The organism is Acetobacter oeni, from assembly GCF_011516825.1.
In the GTDB taxonomy this organism is placed as follows: Bacteria; Pseudomonadota; Alphaproteobacteria; order Acetobacterales; family Acetobacteraceae; genus Acetobacter; species Acetobacter oeni.
The window spans coordinates 273503-293223 of sequence record NZ_WOTA01000001.1 but is presented as its reverse complement, the minus strand read 5'-3'; the positions used below and the strand labels follow the sequence as shown (position 1 = coordinate 293223).

Annotated in this window: 16 protein-coding genes; 8 read left to right on the top strand and 8 right to left on the bottom strand. The window is 62.0% G+C overall.

Annotated features, from left to right (window positions below; genetic code table 11):
- Positions 1-459 precede the first annotated feature (459 nt).
- Entirely contained in the window at positions 460-3939 is a 3480-nt protein-coding gene (gene mfd, locus GOB90_RS01245) for a transcription-repair coupling factor (protein ID WP_146890589.1), read from the bottom strand.
- 42 nt (positions 3940-3981) lie between these two features.
- On the bottom strand, positions 3982-4329 hold the full coding sequence (locus tag GOB90_RS01240; RefSeq protein ID WP_146890592.1) for an FAD assembly factor SdhE: 348 nt from the start codon (positions 4327-4329) through the stop codon (positions 3982-3984).
- A gap of 104 nt (positions 4330-4433) precedes the next feature.
- Between GOB90_RS01240 and recG the strand changes: the two genes are divergently transcribed.
- Positions 4434-6569, top strand: a complete 2136-nt coding sequence (gene recG / locus GOB90_RS01235) for an ATP-dependent DNA helicase RecG (RefSeq protein ID WP_146890595.1) — start codon at positions 4434-4436, stop codon at positions 6567-6569.
- Positions 6570-6714: 145 nt separating this feature from the next.
- Positions 6715-8403 (top strand): putative bifunctional diguanylate cyclase/phosphodiesterase, encoded by a 1689-nt coding sequence (locus GOB90_RS01230; RefSeq protein ID WP_146890599.1) that lies wholly within the window; start codon positions 6715-6717, stop codon positions 8401-8403.
- Between the two features lie 54 nt (positions 8404-8457).
- Here GOB90_RS01230 and GOB90_RS01225 read toward each other — a convergent pair whose 3' ends face one another.
- Entirely contained in the window at positions 8458-9501 is a 1044-nt protein-coding gene (locus tag GOB90_RS01225) for a lipid A deacylase LpxR family protein (protein WP_146890602.1), read from the bottom strand.
- A 421-nt stretch (positions 9502-9922) separates the two neighbouring features.
- Here GOB90_RS01225 and GOB90_RS19445 point away from each other — a divergent pair, with 421 nt between their 5' ends.
- The 4 genes from GOB90_RS19445 to GOB90_RS19040 all read left to right on the top strand — a co-directional run bounded on the left by GOB90_RS19445 (position 9923) and on the right by GOB90_RS19040 (position 13941).
- The gene (locus tag GOB90_RS19445; protein WP_146890606.1) at positions 9923-10651 is read left to right on the top strand and encodes a cold-shock protein; all 729 of its coding nucleotides are present in this window, start codon (positions 9923-9925) and stop codon (positions 10649-10651) included.
- A 1015-nt stretch (positions 10652-11666) separates the two neighbouring features.
- The gene (locus GOB90_RS01215; RefSeq protein ID WP_146890609.1) at positions 11667-12899 is read left to right on the top strand and encodes an autotransporter outer membrane beta-barrel domain-containing protein; all 1233 of its coding nucleotides are present in this window, start codon (positions 11667-11669) and stop codon (positions 12897-12899) included.
- 170 nt (positions 12900-13069) lie between these two features.
- Positions 13070-13399: a peptidylprolyl isomerase gene (locus GOB90_RS19045; RefSeq protein WP_242011709.1), complete on the top strand. Its 330-nt coding sequence runs from the start codon at positions 13070-13072 to the stop codon at positions 13397-13399.
- A 293-nt stretch (positions 13400-13692) separates the two neighbouring features.
- Positions 13693-13941, top strand: a complete 249-nt coding sequence (locus GOB90_RS19040) for a hypothetical protein (protein ID WP_242011708.1) — start codon at positions 13693-13695, stop codon at positions 13939-13941.
- A 60-nt stretch (positions 13942-14001) separates the two neighbouring features.
- Here the strand turns inward: GOB90_RS19040 and GOB90_RS01205 are convergent, their stop codons facing one another.
- On the bottom strand, positions 14002-14898 hold the full coding sequence (locus tag GOB90_RS01205; RefSeq protein WP_146890613.1) for an SDR family oxidoreductase: 897 nt from the start codon (positions 14896-14898) through the stop codon (positions 14002-14004).
- Positions 14899-14991: 93 nt separating this feature from the next.
- Between GOB90_RS01205 and GOB90_RS01200 the strand changes: the two genes are divergently transcribed.
- The gene (locus tag GOB90_RS01200; protein ID WP_198912602.1) at positions 14992-15837 is read left to right on the top strand and encodes a helix-turn-helix transcriptional regulator; all 846 of its coding nucleotides are present in this window, start codon (positions 14992-14994) and stop codon (positions 15835-15837) included.
- 17 nt (positions 15838-15854) lie between these two features.
- On the opposite strand, the gene smpB is transcribed toward GOB90_RS01200, so the two are convergent.
- The 4 genes from smpB to GOB90_RS01180 all read right to left on the bottom strand — a co-directional run bounded on the left by smpB (position 15855) and on the right by GOB90_RS01180 (position 18947).
- Entirely contained in the window at positions 15855-16349 is a 495-nt protein-coding gene (gene smpB, locus GOB90_RS01195; RefSeq protein WP_146890620.1) for an SsrA-binding protein SmpB, read from the bottom strand.
- 3 nt (positions 16350-16352) lie between these two features.
- Complete coding sequence (gene dapA, locus GOB90_RS01190) at positions 16353-17246, bottom strand: 4-hydroxy-tetrahydrodipicolinate synthase (RefSeq protein WP_146890623.1); 894 nt, start codon at positions 17244-17246, stop codon at positions 16353-16355.
- A gap of 82 nt (positions 17247-17328) precedes the next feature.
- Positions 17329-18204, bottom strand: a complete 876-nt coding sequence (locus GOB90_RS01185) for a prephenate dehydratase (protein ID WP_146890626.1) — start codon at positions 18202-18204, stop codon at positions 17329-17331.
- Positions 18201-18947 (bottom strand): 3-deoxy-manno-octulosonate cytidylyltransferase, encoded by a 747-nt coding sequence (locus GOB90_RS01180; RefSeq protein WP_146890630.1) that lies wholly within the window; start codon positions 18945-18947, stop codon positions 18201-18203. The genes GOB90_RS01185 and GOB90_RS01180 overlap by 4 nt, the downstream gene beginning before the upstream one ends.
- 160 nt (positions 18948-19107) lie before the next feature.
- On the opposite strand from GOB90_RS01180, the gene GOB90_RS01175 reads away from it, so the two are divergent.
- The gene (locus tag GOB90_RS01175) at positions 19108-19608 is read left to right on the top strand and encodes a c-type cytochrome (protein WP_146890633.1); all 501 of its coding nucleotides are present in this window, start codon (positions 19108-19110) and stop codon (positions 19606-19608) included.
- Positions 19609-19721 lie beyond the last annotated feature (113 nt).

The following is a 19721-nucleotide window of genomic DNA, read 5'->3' as shown; positions in this document are numbered from 1 at the left end:
ATCGCCCACGCCTACAACTGCAAAAGAATGGCACGCCTCCAGGCCGCATGAGCCGGACCAGCCTCGGCGTTATCATCCCCCAAATGCTCAACCCGACAGGCTGTTAGAGGGCTATGGCGTAGACGTAGTTCTCATCCGGTTCCGGCGCGGCCCGCCTAATGAGATTCGAACCTCGACTGGGTAGAATGCGGGGGCAAACCCGCTATCCGCCTTTGCCGGCAAAGCGTCGGATGGAATCATGTCGGCTTTCGGGAAACTCTCCCAACCGCCTGTATGACCGGGATGAGGCGATAGCGGACATAATACCTTACTCAAAATAACGGCGGGATTTTCATTTAGCATTTACCGCAGGCTGATCCCGAAGATCATCAGTCATTCGGTTTTATCTGATATCATCAAGGTCTGTGACCTTTGGCGGGGTTCGGGGCGGAGCGCTGAGGCTCCTTCCCCTTCCGGTGGTCAGTTGCCTGGAGCGCGGCGGGCCAGTTTTTCGAGGGCCTGGGTGACGCGGCGGGCGAGGTCTATGCGCTGGACGTTGGTGAGTTCGCGAACGATAGCGAGTTTGTGGTCGGGCCGGAGGCGGACGGTGCCGTCGGTCCATTTGGCCATCCATCGGATGAGGCCTTCGGGGTTGGCGAAGGTGTTGCCACGGAACTGGAGGACCATGCCTTTGGGTCCGGCTTCGAGGCGTTCGATGCCAGCGGTGCGGCAATTTCGTTTCAGCTCGACGACATCGAGAAGGTTTTTGAGTTCGGGGGGAACGGCACCGAAACGGTCGACGAGTTCGGCTTCCATGGCTTCGTTTTCGGCGTCGGATGCGAGGGTGCTGATGCGGCGGTAGAGGCCGAGGCGGACGGGGAGGTCCGAGACGTAGGTATCGGGGATGAGGACGGGGAGGCCGAGGACGATATTGGGGGTCCAGTCTCGGTCGGCTGCGCGTTCCCTGCCCTTCTCGGCGCGGAGGTCGGTGACGGCGTCCTGGAGCATCTGCTGATAGAGTTCGATACCGACTTCGCGGATGTGGCCGGACTGTTCGTCGCCGAGGAGGTTGCCGGCACCCCGGAGGTCGAGATCGTGGGAGGCGAGAGTGAAGCCGGCGCCGAGGGTATCGAGCGTCTGCATGATTTCGAGGCGCTTCTGGGCTGAGGCGGAGAGGGCGTGGGTCTGGGGCCAGGTGAGGTAGGCGTAACCGCGCTGTTTGCCGCGCCCGACGCGGCCACGGAGCTGGTAGAGCTGGCCGAGGCCGAACATATCGGCGCGGTGGATGATGAGGGTGTTGACGGCGGGCATGTCGAGGCCGCTTTCCACGATGTTGGTGGAAAGCAGGATGTCGTATTTTCCGTCGGAGAACTCGGTCATGACGCGTTCGAGTTCGGTCGGGGACAACTGGCCGTGGGCCTGGATGAGTTTGGCGTCGGGGACGATTTCGCTGAGGCGTTCGCCGAGGCGGGTGAGGTCTTCGATACGGGGGGCGACGCAGAAGATCTGGCCGCCACGGAAGCGTTCGCGCTGGATGGCTTCGCGGATGACGACGCTGTCGAACGGCATGATGAAGGTGCGGACGGCGAGGCGGTCGGTTGGCGGGGTGGCGATGAGGCTCATTTCGCGCACGCCGGAGAGGGAGAGCTGGAGGGTGCGCGGGAGCGGGGTGGCGGAGAGGGTGAGGACGTGAACGTCTTCGCGCAGGGCTTTGAGTTTCTCTTTATGGGTGACGCCGAAATGCTGTTCTTCGTCGATGATGAGCAGGCCGAGATCGGCGAACTGGACGGTTTTGGCGAGCAGGGCGTGGGTGCCGATGATGATGTTGACGGTGCCGTCGGCGAGGCCTTTGCGGACTTCTGTGGCTTCTTTTGCGGTGACCATGCGGGAGAGCTGGGCGACACGGAGGGGGAAACCTTCGAAGCGGGCCTCGAAAGTTCGGAAATGCTGACGGGCCAGGAGTGTGGTCGGGACGACGACGGCGACCTGGGTTCCGGACATGGCGGCGACGAAGGCGGCGCGGAGGGCGACTTCGGTTTTGCCGAAGCCGACATCGCCGCAGACGAGGCGGTCCATGGGGCGGCCTGAGGCCATGTCTTCGAGCACGTCGACGATGGCGTGGGCCTGGTCTTCGGTTTCCACGAAGGGGAAGCGGGCGCAGAATTCTTCCCACTGGCCTTCGGGCGGGGTGAGTGACGGGGCTTCGCGCAGGGCGCGGGCGGCGGCGGTTCGGATGAGGGCGCCCGCCATGTCGCGGATGCGCTGCTTCATCTTCGCTTTACGACCCTGCCAGGCCACGCCGCCGAGTTTATCGAGGGCAACGCCGGCCTGATCGGAGCCGAAGCGGCTCAGGAGCTCGATGTTTTCGACGGGGAGGTAGAGTTTCTGGCCGCCGTCATAGAGCAGGCGGAGGCAGTCATGCGGGGCGACGCCGACGCTGACGGTTTCGAGGCCATCGTAGCGGCCGATGCCGTAATCCTGGTGGACGACGAGGTCGCCTTCGGTGATTTCGCCGGCTTCGGAAATCAGCTCGTCGGCGCGGCGACGTTTGCGAGGGGGGCGTCCGATGCGTTCACCGAGGAGGTCCTGTTCGGAGACGATGGCGATGTCGTCGCCGATGAAGCCGCGATCGACGCCGAAGGTGAGCAGGCCGATGGGGCCGGGCTTCATTTTCGCGGCCTGGGACCAGGTGTCGAAGGTTTCGACGGCGAGTTTATGGTCCTGGAGGAGGGTTTTGATCCGCTCGCGGGAGCCGCGTGTCCAGGCGGCGACGAAGCAGCGTCGTTTTGTATCGGCCCAGGTCTGGGCCTGATCTTTGATGAGGGCGAAGACCTGTTCGCGTTCGCCCTGGGGGGTGAGTCTGGCGAACATGATGCCGGGGCGGCCGAAGGCGTCGATGCCCTGGGCGCCATCGGGTTTGGCGAAGGGGCTGAAGCGGGTGACGGGGGCGCGGCTCATTGCGGCGTCCCAGGCTTTGCGGTCGAGGTAGAGGAGGTGTGGCGGTAGGGCGCGGTAGGGAGATTCGCCTTCGCGGGGCGGGGTGCGGCGGGCTTCGTAGTGATCCTGGATCATGTCGAAGCGTGCGGTGAGGGATTCGTCGACCTGGTGATCGAGGGAGATGGCGGTATCGGGGAGGTAATCGAACAGGGTTTCCATTTCGGTATGAAAGAGGGGGAGCCAGTGTTCGATGCCGGTGTAGCGGCGGCCGTCGGTGACGTGTTCGTAGATGGAGTCCGAGGCGGCGGCGGGGCCGAACTGGTCGCGCCAGGCGGAGCGGAAGCGGGAGACGCTTTCGGGGTCGAGGGAGAATTCGGAGACGGGACGGAGGGTCAGGCCGGTTGTTGTTGTGGTTGAGCGCTGTGTGCCGGGGTCGAAGTGGCGGATGTTTTCGACTTCGTCGCCGAAGAGGTCGAGGCGGACGGGTTCGGGCTGACCGGCGGGGAAGAGGTCGAAGATTCCGCCTCTGGTGGCGAATTCGCCGGGCTCCATGACGGTATCGGTGCGGGTGTATCCGTTGGCGATGAGGAGTTCGATCAGGAAGGACTGGTCGAGGCTTTCGCCCTGGGCGATGGCGAGGGACTGGTCGCGGAAGGCGGATCGCGGGGCGACGCGCTGCATGAGGGCGGCGGGGGTTGTGAGGACGATCCGGCCTTTTTTCTTCGGATCCGGTTTTTCGAGCAGGCGGGTCAGGGTGGCGACGCGTTCGGCGATGATGACGGGGTTGGGGGAGACGCGGTCGTAGGGGAGGCAGTCCCAGGCGGGGAAGCGGAGGGTTTCGATGTCGCTGCCGAAATAGCTCAGCAGATCGCTGAGTCGGGCCATGGCGGCGTCGTCGCGGGCGACGTGGAGGACGGGGCCTTTGTGTTCGCGGGCGCGTTTGACGAGGAGGAGGCCGTCGAATCCTTCGGGGGCGCCCCAGACTGAGGTGGCGCGTGTTTCGGTTTTGACGTCAGCGTCCATCGTCGACAGTTCCATGAGGGTTCGGGGCGGTCTCTGTTGGGGTCAGGCTGGTTTTACGGGCTGGCTGATAATCCCGGCGCGCTGGTGCGCGTCGTTCAGCAGGGCGCGCAGCATGGGGGTTTCCTGTTCCGGCGGCACGGGGAAGCGGTTGAAGAGCCAGTCGGTCAGGATGGGATCGGGGGTTTCGAGGACGGCTTCGATGTCGTCGAGGGCGGTGGCGTCCATGGTGTTCACGTATTTTTCGACGAAGCCGCCGATGAGGATATCGGTTTCGAAGGTGCCGCGATGCTGTGAGCGGAAGAGCAGTCTTTTGCGTCGCCTCTGCAGGTCGGCCTGTTCCTCCGGTGAGGGTATGGCGGTGGCGGGAGTGATGGTTTCGTTTTGTTCCATGGCGCCGCTGTCCTATAGCCTTGTGGCTGATGCCTGTCAGCCCGCCAAAAAAGGCCGTTGTGCCGTCCGTGTCCAGATCGGATCTCCCGGGAGAAGAGTCTCCTATGTTTCCGGCGCATGGAGCGGCGTCTGTTCTGCCGCCCGTTCCGGCGCTGGTGGCTCCCCTGCTCTCCCCTCTGGCCGGTCTTTCCGGGGTTAAGCCGGCGACGGCGAAGCTGCTGATGAAGGTGTGTGGCGGGACGGCTGTGGTCGATCTGTTGTTTCACATGCCTGAGAGTGTGATCGACCGGCGTTATTGTCCGGATCTCGGGGCGGCTGAGCCCGGGCGCGTGGCGACGGTTGCGGGGGTGATTTCGCGGGTGGTGGCGCCGGCGCATCGTCGGCAGCCGTGGAAGGTGGTGATCGAGAACGCGACGGGGTCTCTGGAGATTGCGTTTTTCTCGCGGTGGCAGGCGAAGCGGGCTGTGGCGGGGGCGGAGGTTCTGGTGTCCGGGCGGCTGGAACAGTTTGGCGGCCGGCTGACGATGAGCAATCCGGATTATTTTTTATCGGCGGGGGGTCACGTTCCGGCGCTTGATCCGGTGTGGCCGCTGACGGCGGGGTTATTTGGCGGGCAGGTTCGGGTGGCGATGCGGCGGGCTTTCGCGCTGGTGCCGGAGGGGATTCCGGAGTGGCAGGACGCGGGGGTTGTGGCGCGGCACGGGTGGCCGGATTTTCGGACGGCGTTGTTATGGACGCATTTTCCGGCGGACGATCCGGCGCTGCTTTTGGGGGATTCGTGGCGGGGCGCGCGGCGGAAGGCGCGGGAGCGGCTGGCGTGTGATGAGTTGCTGGCGGATCAGGTTGCGACGTTGCTGGCGCGGGAGGCGAACCGGGAGCGTCCGGGGCGGTCTCTGACGGGGGACGGGGCGTTACGGCGGGAGGCGTTGCGGCGGTTCGGGCATACGCTGACTGCGGCACAGGATCGGGTTCTGGGTGAGATTGACGGGGATCTGGCGGCGCCCCGGCGGATGGTTCGGCTGCTTCAGGGTGATGTGGGCGCGGGCAAGACGATTGTGGCGTTGCTGGCGATGTTGCGGGCGGCGGAGGCCGGGGCTCAGGCGGCGATCATGGCACCGACGGAGATTCTGGCGCGGCAGCATTATGCGACGTTTCAGCGTTTGTCGCCGGTTCCGGTGGTGTTTCTGTCGGGATCGGTTCGGGGCAAGGCGCGGCGGGAGGCTCTGGCGGCGATTGCGGACGGGTCGGCGGTGCTGGTGGTCGGGACGCATGCGCTGGTGCAGGAGGCGGTGGTGTTTCACGATCTGGCGCTGGCGATTGTGGATGAGCAGCATCGGTTTGGTGTCGATCAGCGTATTCTGCTGGCTGAGAAAGGCGCTGCCGCGGACATGCTGGTCATGACGGCGACGCCGATTCCGCGGAGTTTGCTGCTGGCGCACTGGGGCGAGATGGATGTGAGCCGGCTGGACGTGAAGCCGTCCGGGCGGAAGCCGATCCGCACGTCTGTTCACGGGCCGGACTCTTTTGAGGATGTGCTGGCGGGTGTGGGGCGGGCGTTATCGCGCGGGGCGGGGATTTTCTGGGTATGTCCGCTGGTGAGTGAGAGTGAGACGCTGGATATTGCGGCGGCGGAGGCGCGGCATGCGTCGCTGACGGAGCGGTTTGGCGGGCGGGTTCCGGTGGGGCTGGCTCACGGGAAGCAGGACATTACGGTTCGCGAGGCGGCGCTGACGGCGTTTGCGGCGGGGGAGTCGAAGTTACTGGTTGCGACGACGGTGATTGAGGTAGGTGTGGATGTGCCGGATGCGACGGTGATGGTGATCGAGCATGCGGAGCGGTTCGGTCTGGCCCAGCTGCATCAGTTGCGGGGGCGCGTTGGCCGGGGAGCGGCGGAATCATATTGTCTTTTACTGCATGGGGCTGAGACGGGGGCTACGGCGCGTCAGCGGCTGGCGCTGCTGCGGGAGACGGAGGATGGTTTTCTGATTGCCGATGAGGATTTCCGGCTGCGGGGTGGTGGCGATGCGACGGGGAACCGGCAGTCGGGTTTGCCGGGTTTTCGCATTGCGACGACGGATGAGGGTGAGTTCGATGCGTCGGCGTTGCTTGTTCTGGCGCGGCAGTCGGCGGAGATGAAGGTTCGTGCGATCCTGGAGCGGGGCCGCGCCGGCGAGGCGATTGCGGTGCTGCTTGCGCTGTTCGGCAAGACGGATTTTGGCAGAATAATACAGTCAGGCTGAACCGATCGGGCGGCCGTGAGTTTTAATATACACTTTTAAATCTCTCTTTACATAACGTCGATACCACAGATTCAGGCGAATGGCAGAATAGCGGCGGGTATTCAGTATTTCCGTTCGCTCACAGAACAAGGCACGGTATCGCGGCATGCACGACCCGAATTTAACCCTGATCAGCCGCGATGCTTATCTTTCTTCTCTTTCTTCGCTCGTGCATATGACAATGCAGCTTCTCCCCTGTGATGCCGTTCTGATTGCGGAGCGGACCCGGACAGACCGGACGCCGGATATCCTCGCGCGGGCCGGGAGCGGAGCGGCGCCAGATATGTCTGCGGTGACGGCGGGCATGGACAGTTCCACCGGGCAGCTTACGGCGGGTGGCGGGGTAAAATCAGGGGTTTTTACCCGTGGAATCAATCGATTCCATTCCTGGGCGATGAAGCCGCTTAAGGATGATGCTGAAGGTTCGGCTTTCCTGCTTTGCCTGAATCACGCCAGGCATCCGTTCGAATCTTCCTCGCTTACGCGGCTGGCCACGCTGACGGCTTCGTTCGATCCCATGTCGAAAGAGGGTCAGCGCCAGCATGTCAGGCCGCCTTCGGGCAGTGCGTCTCTGATGCGCTATCTCGACACCCGCATCACGGCGACCGGGATTTCGACCACGTCGCCGCTGGCGTTGCTGCGGCTGGATCTGGGGCGGATTGGTCCGATCAATGACAGTGACGGCTGGCCTGTTTCCGATGTTCTGATCGAAAAGGCCTATACTGTTCTCCGGGAGATTGCGCCCGATCCGTGTTTCACGGTTCATCTGGGCGGGGGGAGTTTCGCGGTTGCCGTTCCGCTTGAGCGTGACGTGGAACTGGCTGAAACGCTTGCGAATGACATTATTGCCCGGATGAACGCCGGGGAGGATCTCCCGGATAACGGTTTCCCTTTCGAGCCTTACATTGGCTGGGCTGCGTATCCGTTCGATGCACCGGATACTGATACGCTGATCGGGTTTGCCAACGCGGCACTGGCGAGGATCAGGGGACAGAGGGCCGGTTCGCACGTCAATCGCGTGGCGCCGGAGATTGCGCATGCTCATTCCGATGAGATCGGGATGGAGACGGATCTGCGGAAAGCCATTGCCGGCGGAGATTTCACGCTGAACTGGCTTCCGGTTCTTGAGACGGACACCGAGCGGGTGATTGCGTTTGAGGCGCTGGTGCGCTGGGATCGTCCCGGTCATGGCCGGGTCGATCCGTCTCTCTTTCTGATATGTGCTGAAAATGCGGGGCTGATCGAGGACATTGATCGCTGGGTTCTCCATACCGCATGCAGTCAGGCGGCTGCGTGGAAGACGCCGCTGGGCGTGAGTGTCAATGTTTCTCCGTCGTGGCTGAATACCGAGCGTGTGGCCTCGACGATCGGGCAGGCACTGAAGAAGAGCGGGCTTGATCCGGCCCGTTTGCAGATCGAGCTTTCGGAGCGCCGGAGTTTTGGTTCATCGGACAGTGCGCGGAAGGAACTGGCGCGTATTCGCGCGATGGGTGTGAGATTGATTCTGGATGATTTCGGAACGGGGTTTGGTGCGCTGGAGCGGCTGACGAACTATCCGTTCGACCAGGTCAAGCTTGACCGCATGTTCATCGACAGGCTCGGGACGGACAGCCGGGTTGAGACTGTTCTGCGATCCACGATCTATATGATTCATTCACTGAACATGACGTGCTGCGCCGAAGGCGTGGAGACGGAGGAGCAGCTTGGCTTCCTGGACGCGCATGGGTGCGAGGAGATTCAGGGTTTTCTCATCGGACGGCCGACGATTCAGCTTCCTGAATATAAAGAGGACTGATGGCCGGTTTTCCTGTTGCTGGAGGGCGACAGGAAAACCGGGAGCTGGTTTGCTTCAGAACTTGGCTGAAGCGGCCAGGGAGCCGTAGTTGAACAGGCCGCTGCGCGCGGTATCAAATTCCTGTGTCTGCCAGACCTGGCTGTAGGAAAGGCGCACGCCGTAGAACATGACGGCGACGCCGGCGTGGATCTCGCCGACATCCCACTTTTTGGTGACATGCGGCGAATTGCTGCGCAGGGTGTTGCCCTGCAGCGTGGCGTCGTAGCCGACGGCGTCGCCGGTTACGCCGCCGAAGAAATACCAGGGAACCTGGCGGGTCCCTTTATAGGCGTCCGTGCCATCGGTTCCCGCGCCGATTGTCGGCACGCCGAAATCACTGTCCAGCCCCTGTCCGAAGCGGATTGAGTCGCCGATTGTGCCGGCGGTGCGATAATCGCCCACGCGGGCGGCGACGGTGGGGAGCATATCGAAGGAGATGCCGTTACGTCCGCCGATTGTGCCCAGGGGCAGACGCCAGGTGCGCCCGTACTGCACCTGAAAGATGGGCTGGTTGGCGAGCTGGTGGCTCCAGCCTTTGTTGCTGGTGTCGCCGATCGCGCTGTGGAAGCCGTTCTGGAGCTGTCTGCCGAGGGCGTCTGGCCCCATGACGCCGAACTGGATGCCGAATACGCCACGGGAGAGGTCGGTGTCGCTGATCAGGTTGACCGTGCCGACCAGCACGCTGGAATAGGGCCGGTCACGGGCGGAGGGGGTGGCGATCTGGGTATTGGACGGCGTGAAGATCGCCTGCTCCAGGCCGATGCTGATCCGCTGCATCCCTTTGCCGAGGATGGCGCGGTTCACTGTGGCGAACGGTCCCGGAAGATTGTCTGTTCCTGAAGTCCAGTTAAAGCGCAGGCCGCTCGTATAATACTGATCCGAGGTACCCTTCAAAGTCGAGACGGCATCGTTCTCGCCCTGCAGCGTCCATGTGCCCTGATTATCCTGTAAAGGAGTCGCATGACCCGCAGAAGTAACGGCCAGACCGGCCGTTGCGGCACCGGCCACGGCAAAAACTTTCAGGTGAGTGCCAAGGCGCTGCTTCAGGCGGTGCCGCATTATTTATCTTCCTCGCGTGACTGCCTTCCGCGCGATAAAACGATGCGGACAGGCTCTTCTGTGAAAATTGTTTAAGACAAACGAAGCGAATAAGAAAGTCTTACAGAGGTTCAACAATATTTCTGAGCCAGGGGAACAGGGATGTCGTCAGCGTGACGGATTTGTCCGTTTCTGCCCGTCTCATTGCAGGAAATTCATCTGTTCGGGGCCGTCGTAAGCAAAAAGAGAGTAGCTTTCTGCAGAGATTTCATGCTTTTCTCTTTTCGTCCCCGGCGACCATCAGGAAGCCCCGGACACCGGAACTCAGGTTGAGACGAATAAGTGCCGAAACGAGACTATCTTTTCAGGCGCTGCCTCTCCTCTCCCGGATTTATTCACAGGGCGACTTTTTTCGCCACACCAGACCTCGGGATCAAGACCGTTGAGAAGTAACAGAACCGACCGCAGCTCTCGCTCTCCCCGCCGCGGCGGATTTGACGATGATTTTATGAGCACGCCCTCCCCTTATGATCGTGGCAACTCGTCGCCTTTCGGCGGTGCGCCCGCTGGCGGAGGAGATCGTGGTGGTTATGCACCGCGCCGTCCTTCCAGCCCGCAGGTTATTGCCTCCGGCCCTGAGATCGACGCCACTGTGAAGTGGTTCAACGGCGAAAAAGGCTTCGGCTTTGTCGAGCTTGCCGATGGTTCGGGCGATGTATTCCTCCATGCTAATGCGCTGACTCAGGCCGGTCATGAAAGTGTCAGCCCTGGTGCGACGCTTTCTGTCCGTATCGGCCAGGGCCCGAAAGGTCGTCAGGTCGCTGAAGTGCTGACGGTTGACGAGAGCACGGCACAGCCTGAGCGTCCTCGCTCGCCTGGTTTCGGCGCGGGCGCGCCGCGTGGCGCGGGTGGTTTCGGTGGTGGTGGCCGTGCGCCGCGTCCGGCGCCTGACCTGTCCGGTGCTGAGGAAGTGCGTGGCACAGTGAAGTGGTATAACTCCACGAAGGGTTTCGGCTTCATTACGCCTGACCATGGCGGCAAGGACATTTTTGTTCATGCTTCCGCTCTGGAGCGTTCCGGCATTGGTTCCCTCAATGAGGGCCAGGCAACGAACGTGAAGGTGGTTCAGGGCCAGAAAGGTCCGGAAGCTGCTGCTATCAGCCTCGACTGATACGTGTGACTTAGAAATGGTGGCTTCGTTCGGAGCTGCCATTGCGTAAAAGAGCCGCTGCGACCGTGAGGTTGGCAGCGGCTCTTTTGTTTGTGCGGGTTCGGCGCATTTTTTCAGTGGTTTTAGTGCTGGCACCGGACAGGCTGACGCGGCCGGGATTCTGGTTCCGGCGTTGCATCGGGTTCTCCCGGGCAGGTCGAGTGGTTCCCTTCCCTCGCCTGTTGAATCGGCGGATTTCTGCAACAGAGACAGATCCGGTGAGTATGCGGTGTCGGAGGGCTGCCCCCTTCTTCCGGTTGTGTACGAGATTAAGGTGCCTGGCCCGGGAGATGGCTCGTCAGCAGGCGCGTTTCCGCTTCTTTGCTCTTCGGTTGTCCTCGCTGTGGTGTTCTTCGGTCGGGAAGATATTGTCTGCCGATGCTTGTCCGGTTGTGTTTCCGGGAAGTCTTTGTCGTGTGTGCTGCCACATGGGGGCGCTCCGTTCCTGTCGGGATGGGTTCGGACGTACGATTCACAGAAAAATATCGTGTTGAGTCAGACGCATAGCAGATTCACGCCCTGGTTCTGGGAACGGGCTATGGAGAGCATGACACAGGACGTGATGGAGCACTGGTTATCGATCGGAGCGGATTGGCTGCCTGGAAATATCGCGCTTCGAAGATAGGGCTCTTCGGAATGAAGGCTGAGAATTTCCTTGGAAAATTTAAATAAAACAGACTCTTAATCGGAAATACCCGATCATTTTCAACATCACAAAATCTGATACAGGGGATGTTTTTATTTATGATTGTATTTTTATTGATACGTTTGATGTTTTAATACTATTTTTTATTAAAATTAATATGTGTCTTATTATTATTTGACTGTGTGCCCAAAAAACAGTGCTCGCTTTAAAGAATTATTAACGTCTGTCCAGAAGCTGCATTTTATCTTAATTCTCTGACAGGCCCTGATGTCACGCTTTCTGGCATCCGCGAGAATTGCAGGGCCAAAAAAAAAGAGAAAAGGTTTATTAATGGCCACGACTTACTGGACCGGCACCACGTCGGAAAATTTCGATGATGCATCCAACTGGAGCACCGGCGTGGCGCCGACAGCTTCTGAGGATATTGATCTCGAAGGTTCATCCACAGCCCCGGTTACAGCTGTCGCCAGTTCGGCATCGGGTGACGTTATTCAGAGTCTGACGGTTGGCGATGACGCGACACTCGACATTACGGCGAGCAATTGCAGCACAAGCCCTGTCTTTACGGTGGATACGCTTCAGGTTTTCGAGACGGGAACACTGACTGTCGATACATCGTCCGTTGTGGATCTTGGCATCAACGAGATCGCCGGGACGCTCAATGTCGTCAACAATGGCGGCAACACGGTTATGACTTCGGATCATCTGTCCGGCGACGGCACGATCAACCTGACCAACTCGACACTTGGTTCTGCTTCTTCTCCGCTGTCGATCGACAGCCTGATGAACATCAACATGGCGAGCAACAGCGTTCTCTATACAAGCTCGACGGAAATGGGCTCGTCGATCACGTTCGATTCATCGAAGGACGAAGTTGTTCTCGACGTTGCGGATGGCGGTCAGACAATCAGCACCGATTTCGTTAATGTCACGTCGAACACCGAGTTTGCTGTCAATGGCACCGAGGGCGCTTCGGTGACTTCGGCGGTTTACACAGAGAACTCCAATGGCAGCTACACACTGACCGTTGATCTCAGTGACAACCAGGCCATCACGCTTGATGACATCAATGTGGCATCCGGCTTCACGCCGGGCGCGACGACGGTCACCACGGACAAAGCCGGCAACTACGTGATTGAAAACTCGACATCCTCTTCGTCGTCTTCGTCATCGTCGTCTTCATCTTCCTGCACCAGCGGCGGCCATTCGCATCACTGGCCGACGTCGGGTTGTTCTCCTTCTTCGTCGTCATCGTCCTCGTCGGCCAGCACCAGCGGTGGCAACGATCATCATCACTGGTCGACGACTTCGGGCGGTTCAGCGAGCTGCATCCCTTCGGGCGCGGATCACAGTAACTGGTGTCATGATGTCGCGTCGGCGTTTACTTCGACGGGCTATTCTCCGTCTGCATCCGGCAGCACGACCGTATGCGGTGGTGGTTCGATCGACCACTGGCAGGCATCTTCCAGGAGCGGTTGTTCGTCGACTGCCGTGACGCATGATTCGACGACCGGGACTGTCTGCGCGACGACAGAGCACAGCCACTACCACATCGCCTGCTGATCCGGCGTTCTCACGTCAGATCATCTGCTGAAGCGGCCCGCGGAGAAATCCGCGGGCCGTTTTACTGTACGCGGGTCGGTCATCAGCGGCGGAGCGTCTGGCGGGTTCCTGGAATCGTTTGTGACGGTTCGGCTTACGCCTGTCTTTTCGCTACAGGCATGATTGCTGTCATGCGCTGTTTCCTGCCGATTCTTCCCCTGCTATTGCCGCATGTGGCGATGGCGGCATCCGGTCCTTCCGATATTGTGGCGCATGCTTCCGGGTCTGCGTGGGCTGACGTGCCTGAAGACCGGATTCTGGTGATGGATCTGGCCGGAGGTGCCCGGATTGTGATCGAACTCGCGCCGCAGTTCGCGCCGGTTCATACGGGCAACATTATCGGTCTGGCGCGGCCGCACCGGTGGGATGGCAGGGCAATCGTCCGTGTTAAGGACAATTACGTTGTGCAGCGGGCGGTCCGGGACGAAAAGGCGAAACCTCCCGCCGGGATTTATCGCTGATCCTCCGACGGAGGATGAGCGTGCGCGGCAGGGCGTTGCCGTTCTGTCGCCGGGGTATTCCGATCCTTATGCTTCTTCATCCGGGTTTGCGGCGGGATGGCCGGTGGGGATGGATGAAAACCGCGTCTGGCTTGCGCATTGTTATGGCATGATCGGTGTCGCCCGGGACATGCCGCCCGATACTGGCGACGGGCAGGAACTTTACGCGGTGAATGGAGAGGCGCCGCGTCAGCCTGATCGTAATCTTGCGGTGGTCGGGCGGGTTGTGACGGGCATGGAGTTTACCGGGGGCGTTGCCGCGCGGAACGGGGGAACTGGGGTTTTATGTCGGCAAGGAGCGGACTGTTGCGATCTGGGGTGGAACGCCTGCCGTCGATCTGCCTGTTGCGAAGCGACCGCGCGTCCAGGTGATGCGAACCGACAGTCCGGTGTTTTCGGCTTATCTGGCGGCGCGGGCCAGCCGCACGGACCTGTTTTTTGTCCGTGCGGCGCATGGGGTCGCGCTGTGCAATGCTCCGGTGCCGGTGCGGCAGGCGCCCTGACGGGGTGTTCCGTGACCGGGAGGGACCGGAAAGCGGGTTTCGGGACGCTGCCGCAGAGCTTCAGGCGTAGGCGGAGAGATCGAGGTGTTCGAGATCCGTGAGCAGTCCTGGTCCGGTCGGGGTCCAGCCCAGGCGTTCGCGGGTGAGTACGGCGGATGCTGAAAGGTCCATGTCGATGAACGTCCCGAGCCAGCCGAAATGTTCGGCCGCCTTTTCGCGGGGGAGAGAGATAACGGGCAGGCCGAGGGATGTCCCCAGTGTTTCGGCGATGTCCCGCATCGGGATGCCTTCCTCGGCGACCGCGTGGTAACGGGCGCCTGTCTCTCCTTTGTCGAGGGCCAGGCGATATAAGGTCGCCACATCCAGCACATGCGCCGCCGAAACGCGACTGGCGCCTTCATCGAGATACGCAACGACGCCTTTTTCGCGTGCCAGCTGGATATACAATGTCAGAAGCCCCTGTCGCTGACGGTCATGGACCTGCGGCAGGCGCACGACCGAGAGGGACACGCCTTCATCCAGCAGGACATTTCCTGCCAGTTCGGAAGCGATGCGGGGGTTGGGCGCCTGTTCGTTTACGACGGTTTCCGTTGCGATCTGGCCGGGTGACGCACTTCCCATCCCGGTTCCGGAAGTGATGATGATCGGGCGGGACGATCCTTTCAGTTCCGCGCCCATGGCTGCGATCACGCGGCGGTCTTTCTCGCAGTTTTCCACGAAATGCGAGAAATCATGATCGAAGGCGGTATGGATGACCGCGTCCGCCCTGGCCACGCCGGCGCGGAGGCTGTCGGTGTCTTCCAGGGTGCCGCGATGCGGCTCCGCGCCTTTTGCTATCAGCGATTGCGCTCCGGCATCCGATCGGGTCAGGCCCAGGACCTGATGTCCGGTCGCCAGCAGTTCGTCTGTGATTCGCGCTCCGATGAAGCCGGTTGCGCCGGTCAGAAATACCCGCATGGGATGAACTCCTTACATTGTCCGGAGAGGCATTCTGTCGTAAATTTCTTTCTGTTAAAGTCGTGACTTTATCATGGTATAATTCTCAACAGGATGCTTATGCCCGCTGACGATGGCAATGCTCTGGGGGATTTTCTGCGCGACCGGCGGACCCGCCTCGATCCGGTTTCTCTCGGTCTGAAGGCGGAACGGCGGCGCACGCCGGGTCTTCGTCGTGAAGAGGTTGCGCAGCGGTCCAACATTTCCCCGACCTGGTATACATGGCTTGAGCAGGGGCGCGGGGGCGCACCTTCGGCTGATGTTCTCGACCGGCTTGCGACCGGCCTCATGCTGACCGAAGCCGAACGCGAACATCTCTTTATTCTTGCGTTCGGTCATCCGCCGGAGACGCTCTACAGGGCGCATCATGGCATCACGCCGCGTCTTCAGCGGGTTCTTGACGCCCTGCCCTTCACGCCGGCCACCGTTCGCACGGCGACATGGGACGTTATCGCGTGGAACAGGGCCGCGACCGTATTGCTGACAGATTATGCGAAGCTTCCGCCGGAACAGCGGAATATTCTGCGGCTGATCTTCTGTGAGGCGCGTGTGCGGTCGGCGCAGGAGGACTGGCTGGGTCTGGCCCGTTATGTGGTTGCCTCGTTTCGGGCGGATGCCGTGCGGGCCGGGGCATCACGCGAAATCAGTCGTCTGGTTGCGGAGCTTTCCGCCGAAAGTCCGGAATTCGCGCAGCTCTGGCGGGAGCATGGCGTCGCGGGTCAGGGCGATGGCGTCAAGCGGCTGCATCATCCCGAACTGGGACTGCTTGAGCTGGAGTTTTCCAATTTCGCGGTCGAGGGGCGGCCAGATCTGGTCATGACCACCTACCAGCCGGCGGGTGGCGAGGAGGCGGCGCGGATGAAGGCCTTTATCTCCGATCGGACAGGGCAGGATGACTGACCCGGCTGCGGGCGGGATCAGTCGTCGCGGCCTTTGTTGCGGATGAGGCGGGCTTTATCGCGTTGCCAGTCGCGTTCGGCGATGGCGTGGCGCTTATCCACTGTTTTGCGGCCTTCGCCGAGGCCGAGGGTCAGTTTGGCGAGGCCACGGTCATTGAAGTGGATATCGAGCGGGACGAGGGTGACGCCGGCGCGGGCCACGGCGCCGAGGAGTTTCTCGACCTGTTTTTTATGCAGGAGGAGTTTACGGGGCGCGCGGCTGTCGAAGCGGGAGAGGACGCCGCCCTGATATTCGGGGATGTAGCTGTTGAAGAGCCACACTTCTCCGTTGCGTTCGCCTGCGTAGGCTTCGGCGATCTGGGCGCGGCCGGCGCGGAGGCTTTTGACTTCCGGGCCTTTCAGGACGATGCCGGCTTCGACTGTTTCGAGGATGGTGTAGTTGAAGCGGCCTTTCCGGTTCTGCGAGGCGATACCGTGTGAGATCAGGCCGGTTTTCTTTTTGGGTGCTGCCATAGGTCAGTCGAGCAGTCCGGTTTCGGTGAGCGCGGCTTTGACCGTCTCACGGGAGGCTGTTGTCAGCGGGGCGAGTGGCAGGCGGCAGGTTTCGCCGGCGAGGCCGAGCAGTGAGGCGGCGTATTTCGCCGGGGCCGGGTTGCTTTCGCAGAACAGGGCGTCGTGCAGGGGCAGGAGTTTGTCCTGGAGGGCGATGGCGGTTGTGGCGTGTCCCTCCTGCCAGGCGGTCTGGACCTGGGCGCAGAGCGACGGGGCGATGTTGGAGGTGACGCTGATGACGCCGTCTCCGCCCGCGGCGAGGAAGGCGACGGCGGTGCCGTCTTCGCCGGAAAGCTGGTTGAAGTGCCGGTCGCGGATGGCGTGGCGGACCTGGAGTGGGCGCAGGAGATTGGCGGTTGCGTCTTTCACGCCGATGATATTGGCGTGCCGGGCGAGGCGGGCCATGGTTTCGACCGAGATGTCGACGACCGAGCGTCCGGGAATATTGTAGAGGATGATCGGGATTTTGATGGCGTCGGAGATGGCGCTGAAGTGCCGGTAAAGGCCTTCCTGCGAGGGCTTGTTATAATAGGGCGTGACAATGAGGACGGCGGAGGCGCCGGCGGCTTCGGCGTGTTTTGCGAGGTCGATAGCTTCTGACGTGCTGTTGGACCCTGCGCCTGCGATGACGGGGACGCGGCCGGCGGCGATGCGGACGGTCCGTTCGACGATGGTGTGGTGTTCCTCGTGCGAGAGGGTCGGGCTTTCGCCGGTTGTTCCTACCGGGACCAGGCCTGCGATGCCTTCGGCGATCTGCCACTCGGCGAAGCGGTCGAAGGAGGCGAGGTCGAGGGAGCCGTCCCGGTTCATCGGGGTGATGAGGGCGGTGAGCGCGCCTCTGAACATGGCTTCGGTCATGAGCATTCTTCCTGATGATCCGACGGGACGGACTCTTTAATCTGCTGGCCTGGGTATGCCACGAATACGGGGGGCTGTCAGGTCACCCTGCCAGGCGCTGAGAGCCTGGGACCTGACGTCTGAACGGCGATTGCGGGTAAACGCCGAGGATGCGGAACTGTTCGGCGAAGAATTCGAGCTCCGCGAGGGCCTGCTTCAGTCCGGCGCTTTCCGGGCCGCCTTCGACATCGAGAAGGAACTGCGTTGCGGCGAAGGTGCCTTCGACCATGTAGCTTTCAAGTCGCGTCATGTTGACGCCGTTCGTGGCAAATCCGCCGAGCACTTTATACAGCGCGCCGGGGGTATTGCTGACGCTGAACAGGACGGTGGTCATCAGGGGGCCGGCGGTCGCTGGCGGGTCGGCCGGTTCCAGGGCTGTGATGTAGAAGCGGGTGGTGTTGTGGGCGGCGTCTTCCACGTTGCGGGCGAGGATGGTGAGGCCGTTGAGTTCGGCGGCGAGTTCCGAGGCGACGGCGACGTCTTCCGGGCGACCCCAACCGGCGACGAGTTCGGCGGCGCCGGCGGTATCGGATTCGACGACGGGGGTGAGGTTGCGGTCCCGGATGAGATGGCGGATCTGGGCCATTGCGACGGGGTGGGTATGGACGCGGCGGGCCTGTTCGATGCGGGTTCCGGGGGTGCCCATCAGGCAGTGTTCGACGCGCTGGAAATGTTCGCCGACGATGTGCAGGCCGGACTCCGGCAGGAGGGCGTGGATATCGGGCACGCGACCGGCGAGACTGTTTTCGCAGGCGAGCATGGCGAGGGTTGCGCGGCCTTCATGCACGGCGGCGATGGCGTCCGCGAAGGTTTCGCAGGGGACGGTTGTCCAGCCGGGGAAGGCCTGGCGGCAGGCGAGATCGGAATAGGCGCCGGGTCTGCCCTGGAAGGCGATCGTGCGTGGTGCGGTCGTTGTCATGCTGACTGCCCTTCCAGCATCCGGCGTGCCCTGTCCAGATCTTCCGGTGTATCGACGCCGAACGGGGCTTCGGCGATGCGGGCGCATCCGATGATCATTCCGGCTTCGAGGGCGCGGAGCTGTTCGAGGCGCTCGCGTTTTTCGAGGGGTGATTCCGGCAGGGAGACGAAGCGTTCGAGGGCGGTGCGGCGCCAGGCGTAGACACCGACGTGATGCCAGCGCGGGCCGCCCCCCCAGGGGACGGGCTGGCGGGAGAAATAGAGGGCGCGGGCGGTTTGCGCCGTGGCGGGCTCGAAGGCGCAGGCGACTTTGACGACTGAATCGGTGGTGGCTTCCGCGTCGTTTCGGATGGGGGCGACGAGGGTGCCGATATCGGTTGCGGGGTCTGCGAGCGGCAGGAGGGCGGCGCGGAGGGTTTCGGGGGCGAGGCCGGGGAGGTCGCCCTGGAGGTTGATGATGACGGGGCTGTTTCCGTGCGGGTCGATCTGCCGGGCGGCGGCATGGACGCGGTCGGAGCCGGAGGGCAGGCCGGGGTCTGTCAGGACGGCGTCGAAGCCCGCTCTGGTGACGATTTCGGCGATTTCCGGGTCTCCGGCGGCGATGATGACGCGGCCGGCATCGGCGCGGCGGGCGCGTTCGGCGACGTGGAGGATCATGGGGCGACCTGCGATGTCGGCGAGGGGCTTGCCGGGCAGGCGTGTGGAGGCCATGCGGGCGGGGATGATGACGAGGGGGGCGCTCATGGGCTCGCGGGGCGTACCTGGTTGTCGGCGGGGTGAGGCCGGGTGGCTTCACAGAAAGGGCATGGCACTCTAGAAAAGAGCGTGTTTTGTGGCAACAGCGCGGCTGACCGCCGTTTTGTGCTGTTTATCGTTTTTTATCCGTTATGTTTTCGGGATGGGCATGGATTTTCAGACGGCCAATCGTGGCGCTTTTGCATTGCTTCTGACGGCTGTGGTTCTTTCCGTGTGCTGGGGCGCGGGGGCGGTTCTGGTTCCTTATGCGCCGCCTGCTAAGCCCGGAGTGGAGATTCCGGCCGCGGCGGCTGATGCCCCCCCTGCCCCGCCGTCTGCCGTTCCCGTGGCTTCGGCTGCTCCGAATGTGGCGCATGGGGAGGAACTGGCGCAGCAGAGCTGTGCGATGTGTCACACGATGGCGGCGGATGCGCCGGACACGGTGGGGCCTAATCTGTTCCATGTATTCGGGCGGAAGATTGCGGGGAAAGAGGGGTATTCCTACTCGCCGGCTTTATCGGGTCATGGCGGTCAGTGGGATGATGTGACGCTGAATGCGTGGCTGACTAATCCGGCGGCCTTTGCGGCGGGAACGCGGATGTCTTTTCCGGGGATCCGGGATGATAAGGACCGGGCGGATGTGGTGGCGTGGCTGAAGACGTTGCGGTGAGTTGGGGGACTGGTTTCGCCCTCATGTCAGACATCCAAGCGGATATGACGGTTGCCCGAAAGCCGACATTGTTAGGCGAACCTCAATAGACCGAATTATGAGACATAACCGTC

Bases quoted from the DNA above. Each gene is read 5' to 3' on its own strand.
- GOB90_RS01200 (WP_198912602.1), top strand. From the start codon at position 14,992: ATGCTTATGCCCGCTGACGATGGCAATGCTCTGGGGGATTTTCTGCGC.
- smpB (WP_146890620.1), bottom strand. From the start codon at position 16,349: ATGGCAGCACCCAAAAAGAAAACCGGCCTGATCTCACACGGTATCGCC.
- GOB90_RS01225 (WP_146890602.1), bottom strand. From the start codon at position 9,501: ATGCGGCACCGCCTGAAGCAGCGCCTTGGCACTCACCTGAAAGTTTTT.
- dapA (WP_146890623.1), bottom strand. From the start codon at position 17,246: ATGACCGAAGCCATGTTCAGAGGCGCGCTCACCGCCCTCATCACCCCG.
- GOB90_RS01230 (WP_146890599.1), top strand. From the start codon at position 6,715: ATGCACGACCCGAATTTAACCCTGATCAGCCGCGATGCTTATCTTTCT.
- GOB90_RS01185 (WP_146890626.1), bottom strand. From the start codon at position 18,204: ATGACAACGACCGCACCACGCACGATCGCCTTCCAGGGCAGACCCGGC.
- GOB90_RS01205 (WP_146890613.1), bottom strand. From the start codon at position 14,898: ATGCGGGTATTTCTGACCGGCGCAACCGGCTTCATCGGAGCGCGAATC.
- GOB90_RS01175 (WP_146890633.1), top strand. From the start codon at position 19,108: ATGGATTTTCAGACGGCCAATCGTGGCGCTTTTGCATTGCTTCTGACG.
- GOB90_RS01215 (WP_146890609.1), top strand. From the start codon at position 11,667: ATGGCCACGACTTACTGGACCGGCACCACGTCGGAAAATTTCGATGAT.
- mfd (WP_146890589.1), bottom strand. From the start codon at position 3,939: ATGGACGCTGACGTCAAAACCGAAACACGCGCCACCTCAGTCTGGGGC.
- GOB90_RS19045 (WP_242011709.1), top strand. From the start codon at position 13,070: ATGCGCTGTTTCCTGCCGATTCTTCCCCTGCTATTGCCGCATGTGGCG.
- GOB90_RS01240 (WP_146890592.1), bottom strand. From the start codon at position 4,329: ATGGAACAAAACGAAACCATCACTCCCGCCACCGCCATACCCTCACCG.
- recG (WP_146890595.1), top strand. From the start codon at position 4,434: ATGTTTCCGGCGCATGGAGCGGCGTCTGTTCTGCCGCCCGTTCCGGCG.
- GOB90_RS01180 (WP_146890630.1), bottom strand. From the start codon at position 18,947: ATGAGCGCCCCCCTCGTCATCATCCCCGCCCGCATGGCCTCCACACGC.